The 18,025-nt window shown below is 40.6% G+C and carries 14 protein-coding genes; 11 read left to right on the top strand and 3 right to left on the bottom strand.

Annotated features, from left to right (window positions below; translation table 11 throughout):
* Positions 1 to 16 precede the first annotated feature (16 nt).
* From Q4D72_RS08240 to Q4D72_RS08220, 5 genes are all read left to right on the top strand, one after another.
* Complete coding sequence (locus Q4D72_RS08240) at positions 17 to 1,309, top strand: hypothetical protein (protein WP_303077357.1); 1,293 nt, start codon at positions 17 to 19, stop codon at positions 1,307 to 1,309.
* A gap of 121 nt (positions 1,310 to 1,430) precedes the next feature.
* Positions 1,431 to 2,444: a LacI family DNA-binding transcriptional regulator gene (locus Q4D72_RS08235; RefSeq protein WP_303077356.1), complete on the top strand. Its 1,014-nt coding sequence runs from the start codon at positions 1,431 to 1,433 to the stop codon at positions 2,442 to 2,444.
* Between the two features lie 37 nt (positions 2,445 to 2,481).
* Positions 2,482 to 3,048 (top strand): aminoacyl-tRNA hydrolase, encoded by a 567-nt coding sequence (gene pth, locus Q4D72_RS08230; RefSeq protein WP_303077355.1) that lies wholly within the window; start codon positions 2,482 to 2,484, stop codon positions 3,046 to 3,048.
* Between the two features lie 21 nt (positions 3,049 to 3,069).
* Positions 3,070 to 3,531 (top strand): CopD family protein, encoded by a 462-nt coding sequence (locus tag Q4D72_RS08225; protein ID WP_303077354.1) that lies wholly within the window; start codon positions 3,070 to 3,072, stop codon positions 3,529 to 3,531.
* Positions 3,532 to 3,562: 31 nt separating this feature from the next.
* Entirely contained in the window at positions 3,563 to 4,648 is a 1,086-nt protein-coding gene (locus Q4D72_RS08220) for a class I SAM-dependent methyltransferase (protein WP_303077352.1), read from the top strand.
* Positions 4,649 to 4,947: 299 nt separating this feature from the next.
* On the opposite strand, the gene Q4D72_RS08215 is transcribed toward Q4D72_RS08220, so the two are convergent.
* Positions 4,948 to 6,462, bottom strand: coding sequence for a thiol-activated cytolysin family protein (locus tag Q4D72_RS08215; protein ID WP_303077350.1), 1,515 nt, complete (start codon positions 6,460 to 6,462; stop codon positions 4,948 to 4,950).
* Positions 6,463 to 7,087: 625 nt separating this feature from the next.
* On the opposite strand from Q4D72_RS08215, the gene Q4D72_RS08210 reads away from it, so the two are divergent.
* The 5 genes from Q4D72_RS08210 to Q4D72_RS08190 all read left to right on the top strand — a co-directional run bounded on the left by Q4D72_RS08210 (position 7,088) and on the right by Q4D72_RS08190 (position 13,754).
* Positions 7,088 to 9,337, top strand: coding sequence for a GH92 family glycosyl hydrolase (locus Q4D72_RS08210; protein WP_303077349.1), 2,250 nt, complete (start codon positions 7,088 to 7,090; stop codon positions 9,335 to 9,337).
* A gap of 368 nt (positions 9,338 to 9,705) precedes the next feature.
* The gene (gene atpD, locus Q4D72_RS08205) at positions 9,706 to 11,214 is read left to right on the top strand and encodes a F0F1 ATP synthase subunit beta (RefSeq protein ID WP_303077348.1); all 1,509 of its coding nucleotides are present in this window, start codon (positions 9,706 to 9,708) and stop codon (positions 11,212 to 11,214) included.
* A gap of 20 nt (positions 11,215 to 11,234) precedes the next feature.
* On the top strand, positions 11,235 to 11,516 hold the full coding sequence (locus Q4D72_RS08200) for a F0F1 ATP synthase subunit epsilon (RefSeq protein ID WP_303077347.1): 282 nt from the start codon (positions 11,235 to 11,237) through the stop codon (positions 11,514 to 11,516).
* 224 nt (positions 11,517 to 11,740) lie between these two features.
* Complete coding sequence (locus tag Q4D72_RS08195) at positions 11,741 to 12,415, top strand: YceI family protein (RefSeq protein WP_303077345.1); 675 nt, start codon at positions 11,741 to 11,743, stop codon at positions 12,413 to 12,415.
* Between the two features lie 88 nt (positions 12,416 to 12,503).
* Positions 12,504 to 13,754: a hemolysin family protein gene (locus Q4D72_RS08190; RefSeq protein ID WP_303077343.1), complete on the top strand. Its 1,251-nt coding sequence runs from the start codon at positions 12,504 to 12,506 to the stop codon at positions 13,752 to 13,754.
* A gap of 17 nt (positions 13,755 to 13,771) precedes the next feature.
* On the opposite strand, the gene Q4D72_RS08185 is transcribed toward Q4D72_RS08190, so the two are convergent.
* Positions 13,772 to 16,189: a YfhO family protein gene (locus Q4D72_RS08185; RefSeq protein WP_303077342.1), complete on the bottom strand. Its 2,418-nt coding sequence runs from the start codon at positions 16,187 to 16,189 to the stop codon at positions 13,772 to 13,774.
* Positions 16,190 to 16,233: 44 nt separating this feature from the next.
* Positions 16,234 to 16,512 (bottom strand): DUF4834 family protein, encoded by a 279-nt coding sequence (locus Q4D72_RS08180; RefSeq protein WP_303077340.1) that lies wholly within the window; start codon positions 16,510 to 16,512, stop codon positions 16,234 to 16,236.
* Positions 16,513 to 16,821: 309 nt separating this feature from the next.
* On the opposite strand from Q4D72_RS08180, the gene Q4D72_RS08175 reads away from it, so the two are divergent.
* The gene (locus Q4D72_RS08175; RefSeq protein ID WP_303077338.1) at positions 16,822 to 17,976 is read left to right on the top strand and encodes an AGE family epimerase/isomerase; all 1,155 of its coding nucleotides are present in this window, start codon (positions 16,822 to 16,824) and stop codon (positions 17,974 to 17,976) included.
* The last annotated feature ends 49 nt before the right edge of the window (positions 17,977 to 18,025 follow it).

Below are 18,025 nucleotides of genomic sequence, written 5' to 3'. Positions count from 1 at the left end.
TTAAATAATTAACATAATGAAAAACAGGAATTTAACATCAAAAATGGTTGCTTTGGCACTTGCCACGGCAGGTTTATTGGCAACGGGTTGCAGTAAAAGTGAGGGTGATGCCCCTACCCCACTACCGCAAACAGAAGAGGTTTTCCACGTGGCATACGGCGTGGGAACAGGAGGGCAGGGTTCTACTTCCTCTTGTGTCATAAAACCCTTTACCGACTTAAAATCAGGTACTATTTCCATCGGAGTGAATTCAGGATACACATTGGATAAATCACGTACCCACCGACTTTACAGCTCGGCTGACGGAAAATATATCTATAATTTAGAATACCAAAACGCATTCATTAAAAAATACGAAAGTGTTTCTCTAAACGACCCTTTTTACCGAGAAATAGGCAAAAAAAATATGAATGAGGTGATGGCTACCAAAGGAATGCGCTGGAAAAAGGTAAACGAAACCGATGTACTTATGTACAGCACATTAGCCGACCATCCTAAAAAAGCCGATGGGACTTACAGCCATACCACAGTAACGCTTACCATCGTTAAAATGAATCTGTCAGATTTTTCTTTCGTAAAAAAAGCAATTCTGCTCCCTGCCGAAACAGATACAGCACTTGATAATCTGTACATTTGGCGGGTAGATTCACCGGTGGTATTTAACGGGAAAGTATACATTGGCGTAGCAAAACAAGGATATGATGGCGCTAAACCCATTGATGGGGACACCTACAAAGCCTCAACCTTAGTGTTGGATTATCCTTCGTTGGAAAACCCAAAAATTATTTATTCGGACATTGCCACAGGTGAGGGCTACGGATATCGTACGCCTGCTTATATGGAATATGCCGGCAGTATTTATCACGTAACCACAAACCCATCTAAGATATTGAAAATAACAAACGGAGCCTATGACAATACGTATGATTTTGATTTGGCAACGGCTTTGGGTATGAATAAAGTAGGAGCTTCCGGAATGTTCCACGCAGGAAACGGCATTGCCTACGTTGCTTTCTATGATGCCGAAAAAGGAAACAGCTGGGGCTCAAACAATAAATATTGGGGAATTGCCCGCGTGGATTTGAATGCTAAAACTGCCATTAAAATGGATTTACCTGAAAATCTTTGGCTTGCTCCGATGCAAAATGCCAAAGTGGGCAAAGACGGTAAAGTGTATATGACTATTGCACCACTGAACACCAACGGAAATATCTATATCTTTGACCCGAAAAGCACCTCGCCAACCGGATATATTAAAGGAGCTACACTGCCCATCGCCGGTGATGCTTTCTATTTAGGGGTTTTCTAACCAATTCCCAAAATATAAAACAAGAAAAAAGACCGCTAAAAATAGCGGTCTTTTTGTTGTTTTCAAAAAAAGTTGTAGTTTTACGGGAAAATTGAAAACTTTTAAATAAAACAATCCTATTATGAAAAGAAAAATCACCATCAAAGACATTGCCCGAGAGCTGAACATCAGCATTTCAACCGTGTCTAAATCACTGAATGACAATCCCGAAATCAGCCAGCAAACGCGCCAAAAAGTGGTGGCATTCGCCCGATTGCACAATTACAAACCCAATTCGGTTGCGCTGAGTTTGCGCAATAAAAAATCAAAAAACATCGGGGTAATTATCCCCGAAATTGCCCACGATTTCTTTTCGATGATTGTCAAAGGCGTTGAAAGCGTTGCAAATGAAAAAGGATACAACCTCATCGCCTGCTTTTCAAACGAAATGCTTGAACGCGAAATTAAAAACATCGAAACACTCACCCAAACCGGCATCGATGGTTTTATCATTGCTCTTTCAAAAGAAACGCAACAACAGCAAGATTATCATCACCTTCGTGAGATATTAAACCAAGAGCTGGCATTGGTGCTTATTGACCGCGTGGTGGAAGACGTGTACTGTGACAAGGTCATCGTTGATGATGCAATGGCTTCATACCGAGCCGTAAACCACTTAATCAAAGCCGGATACCACCGCATCGGGTTGCTTACCGTGCCGGAATATATCAGCGTGGGTAATCTGCGCACACAAGGATACAAAAACGCACTGACCGATGCCGACATCCCTATCGACCAAAGTTTAATTTTAGCAGTGGAAGACATTCATTCCGAAGAGGTTATACCCAACTTTTTTGACACCCGCCGGTTTGATGCGCTTTTGTGCAGTAACGAATTTTTAGCCGTAAAAGCCTTGCGTGAAGCCCACAACCGCAACATCAAAATTCCGCAAGAATTGGGCATAATCACCTTTGCCGACGGATTTTTAGCCAAAAACGCTTATCCGAAACTCACCGCGGTAGACCAACACGGCACCGAAATCGGAAAAAAAGCCGCCGAACTGCTCATCGAAAATATTGAAAACGACAACCAAGAACGAAACTACCGAACCGAAATCATCAAAACATCATTAATAATTAGAGAATCAACAAGATAGCACATAAACACATTCGTGAGAAATCACCCGAAAAACAATGAAAAAATTTTTAATCGCAGGACTCGGAAACATCGGAACAGAATACAAAAACACGCGCCATAACATTGGTTTTAAAGTAGTTGAACAATTAGCCGAACAACACCAAGTTCCCTTTACCACTCAAAAATTAGGCGACCTTGCCGAGCTCAAACACAAAGGGCGTACGTTTTTATTGCTCAAACCGTCTACTTATATGAACCTCAGCGGAAAAGCCATCCGTTATTGGCTTGAAAAAGAGAAAATTCCGTTGGAAAATTTACTGGTCATCACCGATGATTTGAATCTTCCGTTCGGAACTATTCGCATCAAATCCAAAGGGAGCGACGGCGGGCATAACGGACTGAAAGACATTCAGGCACAGCTCAATACAACCGCCTATGCACGCCTGCGTTTTGGCATCAGCGCCGATTTTTCAAAAGGAAAGCAAATCGATTACGTTTTGGGGCAGTGGAACGAAGAAGAAGCAAGCCTGCTGCCCGAACGCCTGCAAAAAAGTGCCGAAGCCATACTCTCATTCGGTTTGGCGGGAATTTCCAACACGATGAACTTATTCAACAATAAATAATTGTTTTTCAAGCTTATACCTATGCAACTACATCATATTTATCTCATCATTCACCTTTTGGCGGCAACCGTTTGGGTGGGCGGGCATTTGGTACTTGCCATCGGTTTTCTTCCAAAAGCACTGAAAAACAACGACTTTGGTTATATCGACCGATTTGAAAAAACCTACGAACCCATCGGAATGCCTTCGCTGTTGCTTTTGGTCGTTACCGGAATTTTAATGGCATACGATTTCGGACTGGGTTTCACCACGTGGTTTTCGTTTTCATCGGCTATTGAAACGGTCGTTTCCTTAAAGATAATATGCTTATTAACAACCATTTGTTTGGCAATAAGTGCCCAAACCCGTGTGCTTCCGCAGTTGCATAAAGGCAACACAAAAAAACTGCCCGAAATGGCAATTCACATCGTTTCGGTTACGATTTTAGGAGTGATAATGCTCATTTTGGGGAGTTTCGTTCGTTATGGCGGAATAAATCTGTAAAAAATAATTACCACCAAAATAGTAACATAAAATGAAATTAACACCTGTACTAAAAAAATACGAGTCTGAACAACATTCTGCCGTTGCGGCACAGCGTTTGGCACAAGAAATAGCCTTCGCTCCGGTGGTTTTTCAGGTATCGCGACTGATGGTTAAGTTCGGAATTTTCAGCAAATTATGCAAACAAAACAACGGAATGACCGCAGCCGAAATAGCCCGTGAAACCAACCTAAGCCCGTATGCCGTTCAAATATTGTTGGAAGCCTCACTTTCCATCGGAACGGTTATTGTTAAGGGCGATAAATATTTCATCACCAAAGCAGGCTGGTTTCTGGAAAATGACAAAATGACCCGCATCAATATGGAATTCACCCACGAGGTTTGTTACGAGGGGCTGTTTCATTTGGAGGAAGCCTTGCAAAACGGGCAACCTGCCGGCTTAAAAGTCTTTGGAAACTGGGCAACTATTTACGAAGGATTGTCGCAACTGCCTGAAATTACGCAAGAAAAATGGTTCGCTTTTGACCATTATTATTCCGACAGGTCGTTTGCCGATGCCCTGAAAATCGTTTTTGAAAAACCCGTAAAAAAACTACTTGACGTAGGCGGAAACACAGGGCGATGGGCATTGCAATGTGTAGGCTACAACACAGAAGTTCAGGTAACTATAATGGATTTACCCCAACAATTAGCCCTGATGCAAGAAGCCGTAAAAGGCAAACCGGGGGCTGAACGCATCCACCCGCACGGAGCTAATCTGCTTGACCCAAAAACGCCCTTCCCTACCGGATTTGATGCCATTTGGATGAGCCAATTTTTGGATTGTTTTTCGCCCGATGAAGTAACTTCCATCCTCAAACGTGCCGCCGCTTCAATGAATGAAAACACCGAGCTTTACATTTTGGAAGCCTATTGGGACAGACAATCACACGAAACTGGCGCCTATTGCCTGAACCAAATCAGTGTGTACTTTACGGCTATGGCAAACGGAAACAGCAAAATGTATTATTCCGAGGATATGATGTGCTGTGTGAATGATGCAGGATTGAAAGTCATTCAGGTTTACGACCATCTCGGTTCCGGCGAAAGTCACACCATTTTCCGTTGCAAAAAATAAAAATGTTTTATGTGTTTTTTTTGATTACTTTTGTTTATTATAGCTAACTGTATATAAATTGTCGCATTTCACAATCCTCCTTTGAAGGAGGAAGCCTGCGAAAGCAGGGTATGTGGGGAAGGATGGAGGATGTTTTCTTAAAATTTACATCCCCCTACCCCCCCCCTTCAAAGGGGGAATTAGTGCGACAAACTATCTTGGGTTAGCTATAAAAAGGGGATTTGACATAAGAAATTATCCTTATATCAAACCCCCACATTAACCAACTATTCTATAATATAAACTGTTTTCTGATATTCTTACTCTGATTTTGGATTATGAATACCAATTTTCAGTGTGTATTTATCGGTTTTGTCTTTCAAAAGTAACCCATTATTTTTATCAATATCATACAAATGATTCCCTTTCTGCAAGCCATCTATGCCTCGTAACAAACTATCAGAAGATGGCAGCTCAAACACAATTTCTTGATCACCCATTGTTTGAGGCTGAAAAACAATAGCAACTTGTTCTCTTTTCTCATAGGCAGCAATTCTGCTTGATACAGTTCCATTGGTAAACTTAATTTCATTTTGTGAAACAACACCTTGTTTGTTAGTTCTTCTAATAAAACCTTTTCCTGTTGCTAATGACTGTCCTGAGATGGTTTGTAAGTTATCTTTAACAATCAAATCAAAACTGATTCTGCCGGTGTCACGTTTAAAATATTTTGAGTAGATAACGGTTTTAAAAGGAGCGTTTGTGCCTAATTCTCTTAGCTTATATGAAATGGCAACTCCGGGGTTTTCTTTGCTCCAAGTGGCACCTTCCTCTAAAAATTCTTTAATGTGCTCAATGCTTGTAATGGCTTTTCCGCCCAATTTAGGGCTTCCTCCTAAAACACGTCCGGTAATTTTTGATGATTTTTGTAAGTCATTATAAGCAGATTCAGCTTTTGCATCAAATTTTCCGTCTAAGAAAGAAGCGCTGATTTTCGCTTCGGCTTCTTTTTTTGTTAAAGTGGTTTCAATTCCCAATAACAAAACTCTTCCCATTTTGATTGATGAGACATACACGGGTTTAACGTCTCCGAAGGCGTTTGCGTAATCAAAATTATCTGAGAAAAGATCAGACGGTTGCTGAGGAAGGTCAAGGTCAACAGTATAAAAAACTTGTTGAATTTTCACTAAAAATCGTTTCTTTTCATTATCATAACTAAATCCAGCACTTGCCCCTACTTTGGTTACCGTTCCGTTGTAATTTGCCCCTAAGGCAATTTTAAGGTGCTGTTCGTCGTGAACTTCTTCCGAAGTGTATGAAATATTTGCCGGCGGGACTTCAAAATCTTTGGAAAGCAAATCATTAAGAGCATTTCTTACCCTTGAAAGCGTAGGATTATCTACAGTAACAGAAGGTGTAACGCCTGATTTCCCTTGTAATGAAACAGATAAAGTTAAGGGTTTTCTTGGCGCTGTGATAGGCAAATATGAGCCATCTAAAACTGTTCTGGCTTTCACCAACGCTCCGGGGTAAAAAATTTCCTGATCATCTGAGAATAGAAGTTGTTCATCAAATTGTTTTGCTTGTTCATACTGCTCATCATCCCCCGTAACAGCCAACATTGCCGTTCTGGATTTTCTTGCAGAAGAAGTTACCAAACGCTCTGAAAAAGGAATCATTTGCTCAACAGAAGGCAGTGCTGACACAAATTTATTAACACTCGAAGCCTCTAACTGTCTGTTTTCAACTTCTTTTGTACTTTCAGCTTCTTTCTGGCAAGAAAAAAGCATAACTGATGACAAAGCAAACAAAGCTGCTTTTACTGAATTTTGCATTTGCATATAAATATAATTTAATTATTAATCGTATCTAACATCGGCAACTTGTAATTATTTTTAGCTTCTTTTTGTTAAACTGCCTCTGATTAAATAGTTGTGAGTGTTCCCGGCTTATATGCGAAATCACATAGTAATTTAGTAAAAGTTTTAAAATGAGTTGCTTTTCAAACATAATTATAAATTATCATTCAAACAAGAAAAAGGGCACGTCTTTTGGGTATCATACCATTGTACGGATAACCCTCAATGGAAATTAAGTTTAATTTGCATAATACTTAGAGTTTTAAAATTTATTTCACAGATTTATCTGTAAAGAAATATACTTTTAGTAACATCATATTCCGTATGTCAGCTCAGAACTGGTCGCTCAATTCTATTAAATTTCATTTGCCGTAAATCTTGCATCAAAAAACTAATTTTAACTAAATTTTATATTTTTCAATAACAAGTCCTTACATTTTTTTGCTATTAATCGTGTTAGAAAACATACTTTAACACAATGCACTTTCTTACAAAAACGATTAACTATTTAACTATCAGTATTAAAAAATAAACATATTGATTTTAACAAAATATTTCATATATTTGCGGGTACTTTTTTTGGAAGAAAATAAAACATATTATGCAATCATATAGAATAAGTTTATTGGCGTTTTTGCTGGTTTTTCAGTTTGCATTGGCACAAAAAACGCCTGCCGATTACGTGAATCCGTTTATCGGAACGTCTAATTTTGGAGCGACACACCCCGGAGCCATTGCCCCACGCGGAATGCTCAGCATCTCGCCTTTCAACGTGGCGTTTGACACCAAAGGCATTCAAAATCCGTTGGAAAAAGACAGTCGCTGGCTGTCAAATCCGTATGTAAATGAAAATCATTTCCTTACGGGATTTACGCACGTGAATATGAGCGGTGTGGGTTGTCCTGAATTGGGCGTAATTATCGCAATGCCCACCACCGGAAAGTTGGAAACCAATCACTTACAATACGGTTCTACTTACAAAAACGAACAGGCTTCCGCCGGATATTACAGCACGCACATCGATAAATACAACATCAAAGCCGAAATGACAGCTGCAATGCGGGCGGGCGTGAGCCGTTATCACTTTCCGAAAGGAGAAGCTAACGTATTGATAAACTTAGGGCTAGGACTTACCAACGAACAAGGAGCGATGGTAAAAATCGTTTCGCCTACCGAAGTGCAAGGAATGCGAATGGTGGGGTCGTTTTGTTATAACAGTCCGGAATTGGCGTATCCTGTTTATTTCGTAGCAAAACTCTCAAAACCAGCTGCTTCGTACGGAGTTTGGCACAAACCCGAAAAATACGAAGGTGTGGAAGCCGAGTGGATGCTCTACAACGGAAAAACCCGTCTCAAAGAAGGATTCACCCGCGAGGTGGTCGGCGACAGCATTGGGGCATACTTCCGATATAAATTCGATAAAGATGAAATTGTTGAAATGAAAGTAGGCGTTTCGTACGTCAGCATCGAAAATGCCCGCGAGAATTTGGAAAAAGAAATCGGAAGCAAATCATTTTCAGAAGTTTATCAACAAACCAAAAACTGCTGGAACGAGCAATTTCACGTAGCTTTGGAAGGCGGCACGGACGACCAAAAAACGATTTTTTACACGGGTTTGTACCATACCCTCATTCATCCGCATCTTTTTAACGACGTGAACGGCGATTATCCGCAGAGTTCCACCAACAAAATCGGTAAATCAAACGAACGTTACACCGTGTTTTCGCTGTGGGACACGTATCGAAATTACCACCAACTGATGACCTTGTTATATCCTGAACAACAGCTTGGTATGGTCAGAACGATGCTGGATATTTACGACGAAAGCGGCTGGCTTCCGAAGTGGGAACTCAATTCCACCGAAACCTTTACGATGGTGGGCGACCCGGCGAGTATCGTACTGGCTGACACCTACTTACGCGGACTTACCGACTTCAATATAGAAAAAGCCTACGAAGCGATGCTCAAAGGAGCTAATACACTAAAAAACAACCCGATACGTTTAGGTGTTGATGAATATTGGAAATTAGGTTATTTGAGTGTGGACGGAGGCGTGGCAGGGCCGGTTTCCACCACGCAAGAGTACAATATCGCTGATTTTGCCATTGCCCAATTGGCAAAAAAACTCGGCAAAAAGAAAGATTTTGAGCGATTTAGCAAACAATCGCTTTCGTACAGAAAACTCTTCGACAAGCAAACCAAATTGTTGCGTCCGCGTCACGCCAACGGAACGTGGTACGCACCTTTCAACCCCGAAAGCGGGGCGAATTTCGAGAAAAACGTGGGCTACATCGAGGGCAATGCTTGGCAGTACGTTTATATGGTAACGCACGACATCAAAGGAATGATACAGCTGATGGGTGGAGCCAAATCCTTTGAAAATCAATTGGATTACATCTTCGATAAAGGACAATACGATATGGCAAACGAACCCGACATCGCCTATCCGTACCTTTATAATTATATAAAAGGAAGCGAATGGAAAACACAAAAACGCATTCACGATTTGATTGAGCAATATTTTCAGAACAAACCCGCCGGATTGCCCGGAAACGAAGACACGGGCGTGATGTCGGCTTGGCTTATTTACGGAATGATGGGTTTTTATCCGGTGAGTCCGGGCGAGCCCATTTACACATTTACTTCGCCAAAATTCAATAAAATTACGCTTACTTTGGATAAAAAATACTATCCGAATGGCAAATTAACCATCGAATCGAACGCTTCACCCGAAAATATTTATATTAAACGTATTTTTATCGACGAAAAACCCTATAATTCGTATTTCATAACACACGAACAGCTAAAAAAAGCAAAAAAAATACGGTTTGAACTAAGTGACAAACGATAATTTAACAGAAAAACGCTTTGGTTTTAACAAAATCAAAGCGTTTTTATTTCAAAATATTAGTACGGAGAATTTCTGCAAAAAAAATATATCATCGGGTTTAAAACCATTGCTTGGATTTATAAAAGCAATGAAACTCAAAAAGCAACATCATTTTGTAATTAACACAAAAAACAACAAATCATAATCCATTCACAACCAATAGATTATATATCAAATCGTTTTTTAAGTGCGGATTAATCAAGAAAAACGGGCAAAAAATTTTTAATTTTAAGCATAAAAATATATCTTTGCAAACGCTTACGCTTATTGGGCTGTAAGTTAATGAAATAGTAAAAATTAAAAACCAGAATTAAACATAACAATAAGTAATGTCTCAAAAAGGTAAAGTATCACAAGTAATTGGTCCGGTGGTAGATGTAGTGTTTGCTTCCGAGAGTGAGCTTCCGCGAATTTATGATTCGTTGGAAATTAACAAAGCTGATGGTTCAAAATTGGTATTGGAGGTGCAGTCGCACATCGGTGAAGACGTGGTGAGAGCCATCTCGATGGATTCAACCGAAGGATTAAGTCGCGACACCGAGGTTATTGCAACCGGAAACCCTATTCAAATGCCCATCGGGAAAGATGTTTACGGGCGTTTGTTCAACGTAATCGGTGACGGAATCGACGGATTAGGAAACCTGCCCAAAGAAGGGAAAAACGGCTTGCCTATCCACCGCGAAGCTCCTAAATTTGAAGAACTTTCCACTTCAACCGAAGTGCTTTTCACCGGAATCAAAGTCATCGACCTTATCGAACCTTACGCCAAAGGAGGAAAAATCGGTCTGTTTGGCGGTGCGGGTGTAGGAAAAACCGTTTTGATTCAGGAACTTATCAACAATATCGCCAAAGGGCACGGCGGGCTTTCCGTTTTCGCCGGCGTGGGTGAGCGTACCCGTGAAGGAAACGACCTTTTGAGAGAGATGTTAGAGTCGGGCATCATTAAATATGGTGAAGAATTTATGCACTCAATGGAAAAAGGCGGTTGGGATTTGACCAAAGTGGACAAAAACGCAATGCGTGAGTCAAAAGCAACGTTCGTTTTCGGTCAGATGAACGAACCCCCCGGAGCGCGTGCGCGTGTGGCATTGTCAGGACTTACCATCGCCGAATATTTCCGTGACGGAGCAGGCGACGGACAAGGAAAAGACGTGCTTTTCTTCGTGGACAACATCTTCCGCTTTACGCAGGCAGGTTCTGAGGTTTCGGCTTTGTTGGGGCGTATGCCTTCTGCGGTGGGTTATCAGCCTACCTTAGCAACCGAAATGGGCGCGATGCAAGAGCGTATTACATCAACAAAAACAGGTTCAATCACTTCTGTACAAGCGGTTTACGTTCCTGCGGATGACTTGACCGACCCGGCGCCGGCAACCACATTTGCCCACTTGGACGCTACAACCGTACTTTCGCGTAAAATCGCCGAGTTAGGTATCTATCCGGCTGTTGACCCGTTGGATTCTACATCAAGAATTTTAACGCCTGAAATCTTAGGAAAAGAGCATTACGAATGTGCACAACGCGTGAAAAAATTGTTGCAACATTATAAAGAATTGCAAGACATCATCGCCATTTTGGGTATGGAGGAGCTTTCGGAAGAAGATAAATTGGCGGTTGCCCGAGCCCGACGCGTACAGCGTTTCTTGTCGCAACCTTTCCACGTAGCGGAGCAATTTACCGGAATTCCGGGTGTGTTGGTGGACATCAAAGATACTATCAAAGGCTTTAATATGATTATCGACGGTGAGTTAGACCACTTGCCCGAAGCGGCTTTCAACCTCAAAGGAAGCATCGAAGATGCCATCGCTGCCGGAGAGAAAATGTTGGCTGAGGTTCAATAATCATTTCAAACGGATAACTTATGAAAGTAGAAATTGTTACCCCTGAGGTAATTTTATACAAAGGAGAGGTGCAAGCCGTTTCGGTTCCGGGTGTAAACGGAGAGTTTCAAATGCTTGAAAATCACGCTGCAATCGTGTCGGTGCTGACCAAAGGTTACATAAAACTTTACGGAAACCTCGAAATCAAAGAAAGTGTAGTCGACCGCTTCGAAAAAGGAAATAAAAAAGATGAATTTTTGATTGCCATCACCGGCGGAACGTTGGAACTTAACAACAACCACGCCACAATTTTGGTGGACTAAAAACACATTTTTTTACGATAAAATCGGCACGAATTTAGTTAAATTCGTGCCGATTTGGTTTTATAACCTGTTTTTCACTCGTGTTGCGAGCATCGGTCGTTAGTCACAGGAGACAATCAACCAAAAGGTTACTTTGTTGTGATTTAACATTTCTTTAATTTTGTTGTTTGAAATTAAATTATATCTTTGCCCCCGATAATAATAAAAATAAACTCTTTTCACTTATGAAAAAAATTGTATTAAGTTTGGCGGTTATTTCCGCAGTTGCATTGACAAGTTGTGAAAACACTAACACACAGAAAAAAAATGAAATGGCTACTGAGCAAACAGAGCAAATGATGCCTGAAACAACTCAAAAAGAGGCTTCAAAATTTGCGTATGCCGTGTCAAACACATCGGTGGTTGAGTGGGTTGGCTCAAAACCAACAGGAAAACACAACGGAACCATTTTAGTGAGCGAAGGTGGTGTAAATGTTGAAAATGGGGCAGTTACATCAGGTGAGTTTGTTATCGATATGAACTCAATTACCGTACTGGACCTTCCCGCAGGTGACGGAAAAGAAGATTTGGAAGAACACTTGAAAGGAACCGGAAAAGAAGAAGCTGAGGACCACTTCTTTAACGTAAAAAAATTCCCTACCTCAACCTTCGTTCTTAAATCGTTTGACGGGAAAAACATCACAGGTGGTTTAACCATCAAAGGAATTACCAAAGAAATTTCATTCCCCGCTACGGTTACCGTTACCGATAATGAGGTGAGCATTGAATCAGCTTCTTTCAAAGTAAATCGAGTTGATTTTGGTGTAAATTACGGCTCAAAATCGGTTTTTGATAACTTAAAAGACAAATTTATCAACGACGACATTGAATTGGTTGTAAAAGTAAAAGCTACAAAATAAGTTGTTTTTAACTTAAACGAAACGGATAAAGGGGCAAAGGTGTTTCACTTTTGCCTCTTTTTTATATCTTTGCACCAACTTTATGATTATGGATACAACTTCGATTCTGATTATCGTTACAACTTTGGTGTTATCGGCATTTTTTTCGGGTTTTGAAATTGCCTATGTTTCATCAAACAAGGTGCATATTGAAATACAAAAAAAACAAGGCGGTTTTTTAGCCGAACTGCTGACCAAGATAACCCGAAAACCCTCCAAACTCATTGCTACATTACTGGTTGGCAACAACATAGCACTGGTAATTTACGGCTTTGAAATGGGAAAGGTTATGACGGCAACACTCCCTGATTTTTTTCAAAATGTACTGTGGCACACAGTGATTTCCACTATCATTATCTTGATTACGGCTGAATTTATGCCGAAAGTTTTCTTTCAAATTTATGCCAATCAACTTCTGAAAATTTTGGTACTTCCGGCATACTTTTTTTATGTTATTTTCTCGCCAATTTCAAATTTTATCATCTGGATTTCCGACTTTTTACTGAAAGTACTTTTTAAAACCAAAGGCGACCATGTTCCGCTGGCGTTCACCAAATTAGAGTTGGGCGATTACATTTCGGAACAAATGGAAAACGTTCAGGAAAAACAGGAAGTAGATGCCGAAATACAAATTTTTCAAAACGCACTTGAATTTTCGGGCGTAAAGGCACGTGAAATTATGGTTCCGCGTACTGAAATTGTTGCGGTTGAAATTAATGAAAAACCCGAAAATCTGATAAAATTATTCGTATCTTCCGGATTTTCAAAAGTGTTGGTGTACGACGAAAATATCGACAATATCGTCGGATACGTGCATACGTTTGATATGTTCAAAAAGCCCAAAAACCTCAAAAGCATATTGATACCTATCCCGTATATACCTGAAACAATGTTAATTAATGAGGTGCTTAATATGCTTACCCGTCGGCGCAAAAGTATGGCGGTGGTGTTGGACGAGTATGGCGGAACCTCCGGAATGCTAACCCTTGAAGATATCGTTGAGGAACTTTTTGGCGAAATTGAAGACGAACACGACAAAGATAATTTCTTGGAAGAAAAAATTTCTGAAAATGAATACATTTTTTCTGCCCGTTTGGAAGTGGATTACATCAATGAAACGTACAAACTAAATTTACCCGAAAGTGAAGAATATGAGACACTTGGCGGACTCATCGTAGCCTTCAATGAAGGAATTCCGTCAAAAGGCGAAACCGTTTCGATGCCGCCTTTTGATTTCCTTATCGAAGAGTGTTCCGAAACAAAAATCCAAACCGTTAGGGTTACAAACTCAAATCCGTAAAACCAATTTCCCCGAAATTATGCTTTCGGTGCTATTTTTTTCGTTCTTCGTTGTATGAAAACAGCTGATAACACCCATAAAATCAACAAGATGTTCCCGGTTAAAGCCATTTTGCTTCCCGTTGAAACCACTTCGGGAACAAACTCAAAAATGATGGTGTGTTTCCCTGCCGGAACGGGCATTCCGCGAAGCAGGTAGTTCACACGATAAAAATCAGCAGGTTTGCCATCAACAGTGGCTTGCCATCCGTGCGGATAATGCATTTCGGAAAAAACAACAAAGCCATCAGCCTGATTATCACTTTCGTACACCAATTGATTGGGTTTATAACTTTTCAAAACGATAGAAGCCGTACTATCAACAGGCATTGATTGTTTTGAAAGACTTACAGGAATATCATCTTCCAGCACAACAGCCTGTGTATCGGGTTTAAACACAGCAAGTTGTTTCATAACGTCATCATTACTTTTTTGCGTGATGATTTCACCTACAAACCAAGCGTTGCCCAAAGCATCTTCATTTTGAATTGGTTGGATTTGCCCTTTTTCGTTTTTCATCAGCACGTATTTCACGTTTAACATATTCAAAACGTTCATATTGCCCTTTGCTATCTGATACTCAAAAAGTTCCTGCAAACGTTTGGGTTTAGCCGCGTGATACCCCCCGATAGAATGGTGAAAATACGAAGTTCGTGCCCCATTGATACCTACTTCGGGTTCGTAAACCCGATATACGGATTTATCTTCAAGAATTTGATTATCAGCTTGTGACAAACTAAACGGATGCGTCATTTGCCGAGCCTGCACAAAATCCGAACTGTTCACATACCGATTGGCAACTCCGCCTAAATCTATCAAAATAAGTAATAACAAAGCCCCTTGCATTGTCCATTTTGAGAGTTTTTTACATTGAAACAACATCAAAACAAGTGCCGTAAGACACACAAAAACAGCTGTTCGCAACAAATCAGCTGTGTAAATGGCTTTGCGGTCTTCTTTGATTAACGAAATAATTTCTTTTCCGTAATATTGTTCGTACATAGCATCGGCAGTCCCTACGAAATCAAAAAATCCTTTGCCTAAAAGCAATAAAACAAGCGTTCCGATTGTGATGTAAATCGAATAAAGTAGCGGTTTTTTATTTTCTTCCGAAGTATTTTTCACAAATTGATTCAACCCGAGCATCGCCAACACAGGAACGCATAATTCCAAAATAACCTGAATGGACGAAACCGCCCTAAATTTGTTGTACAACGGAAAATAATCAATCATAAAATTGGTAAGCGGTGCGAAATTTTTTCCCCACGAAAGTAACAGCGCCATCACACTACCGGCCACTAACCACCATTTTAAATGCCCTTTAACCAAAAACAAAGCAAGGACGAACAGGAAAAACACAACCGCCCCCACATAAGCAGGTGCCGCCACGATGGGTTGCGCACCCCAATAGGTGGGTAATCCGTTCGTAAAATCAAGCGCTTGCGAACGTGGCACGCCTTGGCTGACCAAAAAATCATAGGTTTTTGAGTTTTCGCCCAAGGCTTCGTGATTTGAACCGCCAAAAAGTCGGGGAACAATCAGGTTGAATGATTCAGTGATTCCATAACTATATTCAGTGATATATTCCTTTGACAATCCGCTATTTGCTTTGGGACTTCCGTCGGGCTCAATGGTGAGTTCCGATTTTCCGCGCGTACTCCATTGGGCATATTCTTGCGTGGCTAACAGCGATGTGGCGTTTGACAGCAAACTGATGAGCAATGCAACAAGTAAAACACCGCAAGATTTGGCAAAATCAGCTATCGTGTTGTTTTTGAGAGATTTATAAAGCAGTAATACGCCTAACAGAAGTACCAAAAACAACAAGTAGTACGTCATTTGGAAGTGATTGGCATTAATTTCAAGAGCCAATGCCAGTGCTGTTAGCAGTCCACCCCATAAATATTTTCTATTGAAAACCAGTAAGATGCCGGCAATAACAGGCGCAAAATATCCAATGGCGTGTGCCTTGGCATTATGCCCCACGCCCAAAATGATAATCAAATAGGTGGACAGCCCGAAAGCCACCGCCCCCAAAAAAGCGGTTCGGTAATCGGTTTTTAGCACCAAAAGCAAAACGTAAAACCCTATAAAATAAAGAAATAAATAATCCGCCGGGCGAGGCAAAAACCGAATTGCTTTGTCGATTTTTTTTATGAAATCATACGGATAATTAGCCCCGAGTTGATAAGTGGGCATTCCGCCGAAAGCACTGTTTGTCCAGTACGACTCTTCGCCTGTTGATGCCCGCAAATCGTTGCGTTCTTTCGCCATTGCGGTATATTGCACAATATCGCTCTGAAAAATGGCTTTTCCTTGCAAAACGGGATAGAAAAAAGCCAACGAAATTATGATAAAAAGCCCAAGAACAATCAGATGTGGGATTATTTTTTTCATTTAAAATAAGATTTTACGTAAAAACAGAACACAGTTAAAAAGGATTAAACTTCCTCATAATCAATATAATCACCTACTTGCTTGGTGGCTTTCGGATTTTTTGACGAAGGCGTGCCGTCACTTACCGATTGCCTGCCCTGCGGTTGATTGTACTGATTTTGTGTTTGATTATATTGATTTTCAAATTTTTGACTGATTTTTTTCAAAAAATAACGCATCGCATAAGGAGCCAAAAAACGCATCAAAAGGCGCAAGCCCATAATAACGAGCAAAATAATCAGTAAGGTTTTTAAAAAACCGGACAAAGATGCTTCTGTAATCATTTCATTATAAGTTTCGGACAAAAATATAAAAATAATTGAAATATGCCAATTTTACAGCCGATTCAATTTATTTTTTAGTTCTTTTTTGAAAGATTTTCAGGCTTTTTTAGTAAAATTTCAAACCTATTTTGCGTCAAACAACCGGTTGAAAACAATGAAAATCATCACAGATAAGGAAAAACTTGCAGTGAGTTTCGCGCTAAAAATTCGTTTTAATGAAAAAAGACGTATCTTTGTGCGTTGCTACATTTTCAGTAGTCATTTTTCAATCATAAAAAATATAACAAACTGATTATTAATTAACACATTATGAAATATAGTGAATTATACAAAAAAACATTATTGGAAGATGTAATTCCGTTTTGGGAAAACCATTCGTTGGACATCGAGTTTGGCGGTTATTTCACCTGCCTTGACCGCGAAGGAAACGTTTTCGACACCGATAAATTCATTTGGTTGCAAGGACGACAAGCGTGGACTTTTGCGATGCTTTACAATCAGGTAGAGAAAAATCCGAAGTGGCTCGAAATTTCAAAATCAGGCGTTGAATTCCTGAAAAACAAGGCGATGGATGCCGACGGAAACTTCTATTTTGCCCTGACACGCGACGGAAAACCGTTGGTGCAACCTTACAACATTTTCTCAGATTGCTTCGCCGCGATGGCATTCAGTCAATACGCAAAGGCTTCGGGCGATGAGACCTATAAAAAGCTGGCAATCAATACCTACAATAACATTCTGAAAAAACAAAACAACCCCAAAGGGAAGTACGAAAAAACAACCGATGTGCGCCCGTTGAAAGGATTTTCACTTCCGATGATTCTCTCAAACTTGGTTTTGGAGCTGGAAAGTGTGCTTTCCGAAGCGGAAATTAATAAAACTATCGATTTCAGTATCAACGAAGTAATGAACGTATTTTTAGATGCCGAAACCGGAATTATTTTTGAAAACGTTCGCCCCGACGGAAGCAAAGAAGACAGCTTCAACGGGCGGTTACTCAATCCGGGGCACGGCATCGAAGCGATGTGGTTTATGATTGACATTGCCGTTCGGCGGGGCGACAAAGCACTCATCGAAAAAGCAACACAAACCATACTTAACATCCTCAAATACAGCTGGGACGAGCAATACGGAGGCATCTTGTACTTTATGGATTCCAAAGGAAATCCGCCGCAACAATTGGAGTGGGACCAAAAACTTTGGTGGGTACATTTGGAAACCCTCGTGGCACTTTCAAAAGCCTATCTGCACACGCAAAACGCCGAAATTTGGGCGTGGTATGAAAAAGTGCATCAGTATGCGTGGTCGCATTTCTCTGACCCACAACACGGTGAGTGGTTCGGATACCTCAATCGGGAAGGAAAACCCCTACTGACACTCAAAGGCGGTAAATGGAAAGGCTGTTTTCACGTTCCGCGTGCGATGTTCCAATGCTGGAAAACCTTTGAACAAATGGGGAAATAAGAAATTAGCGATTAGAGAATAGCAATTAGTGATTAGGAAATAGTGAATA

It is taken from the genome of Capnocytophaga sp., assembly GCF_030532915.1.
Classification (GTDB): Bacteria; Bacteroidota; Bacteroidia; order Flavobacteriales; family Flavobacteriaceae; genus Capnocytophaga.
Note: the sequence above shows the minus strand (reverse complement) of the source record. Positions and strands in the feature narration are given on the sequence as shown.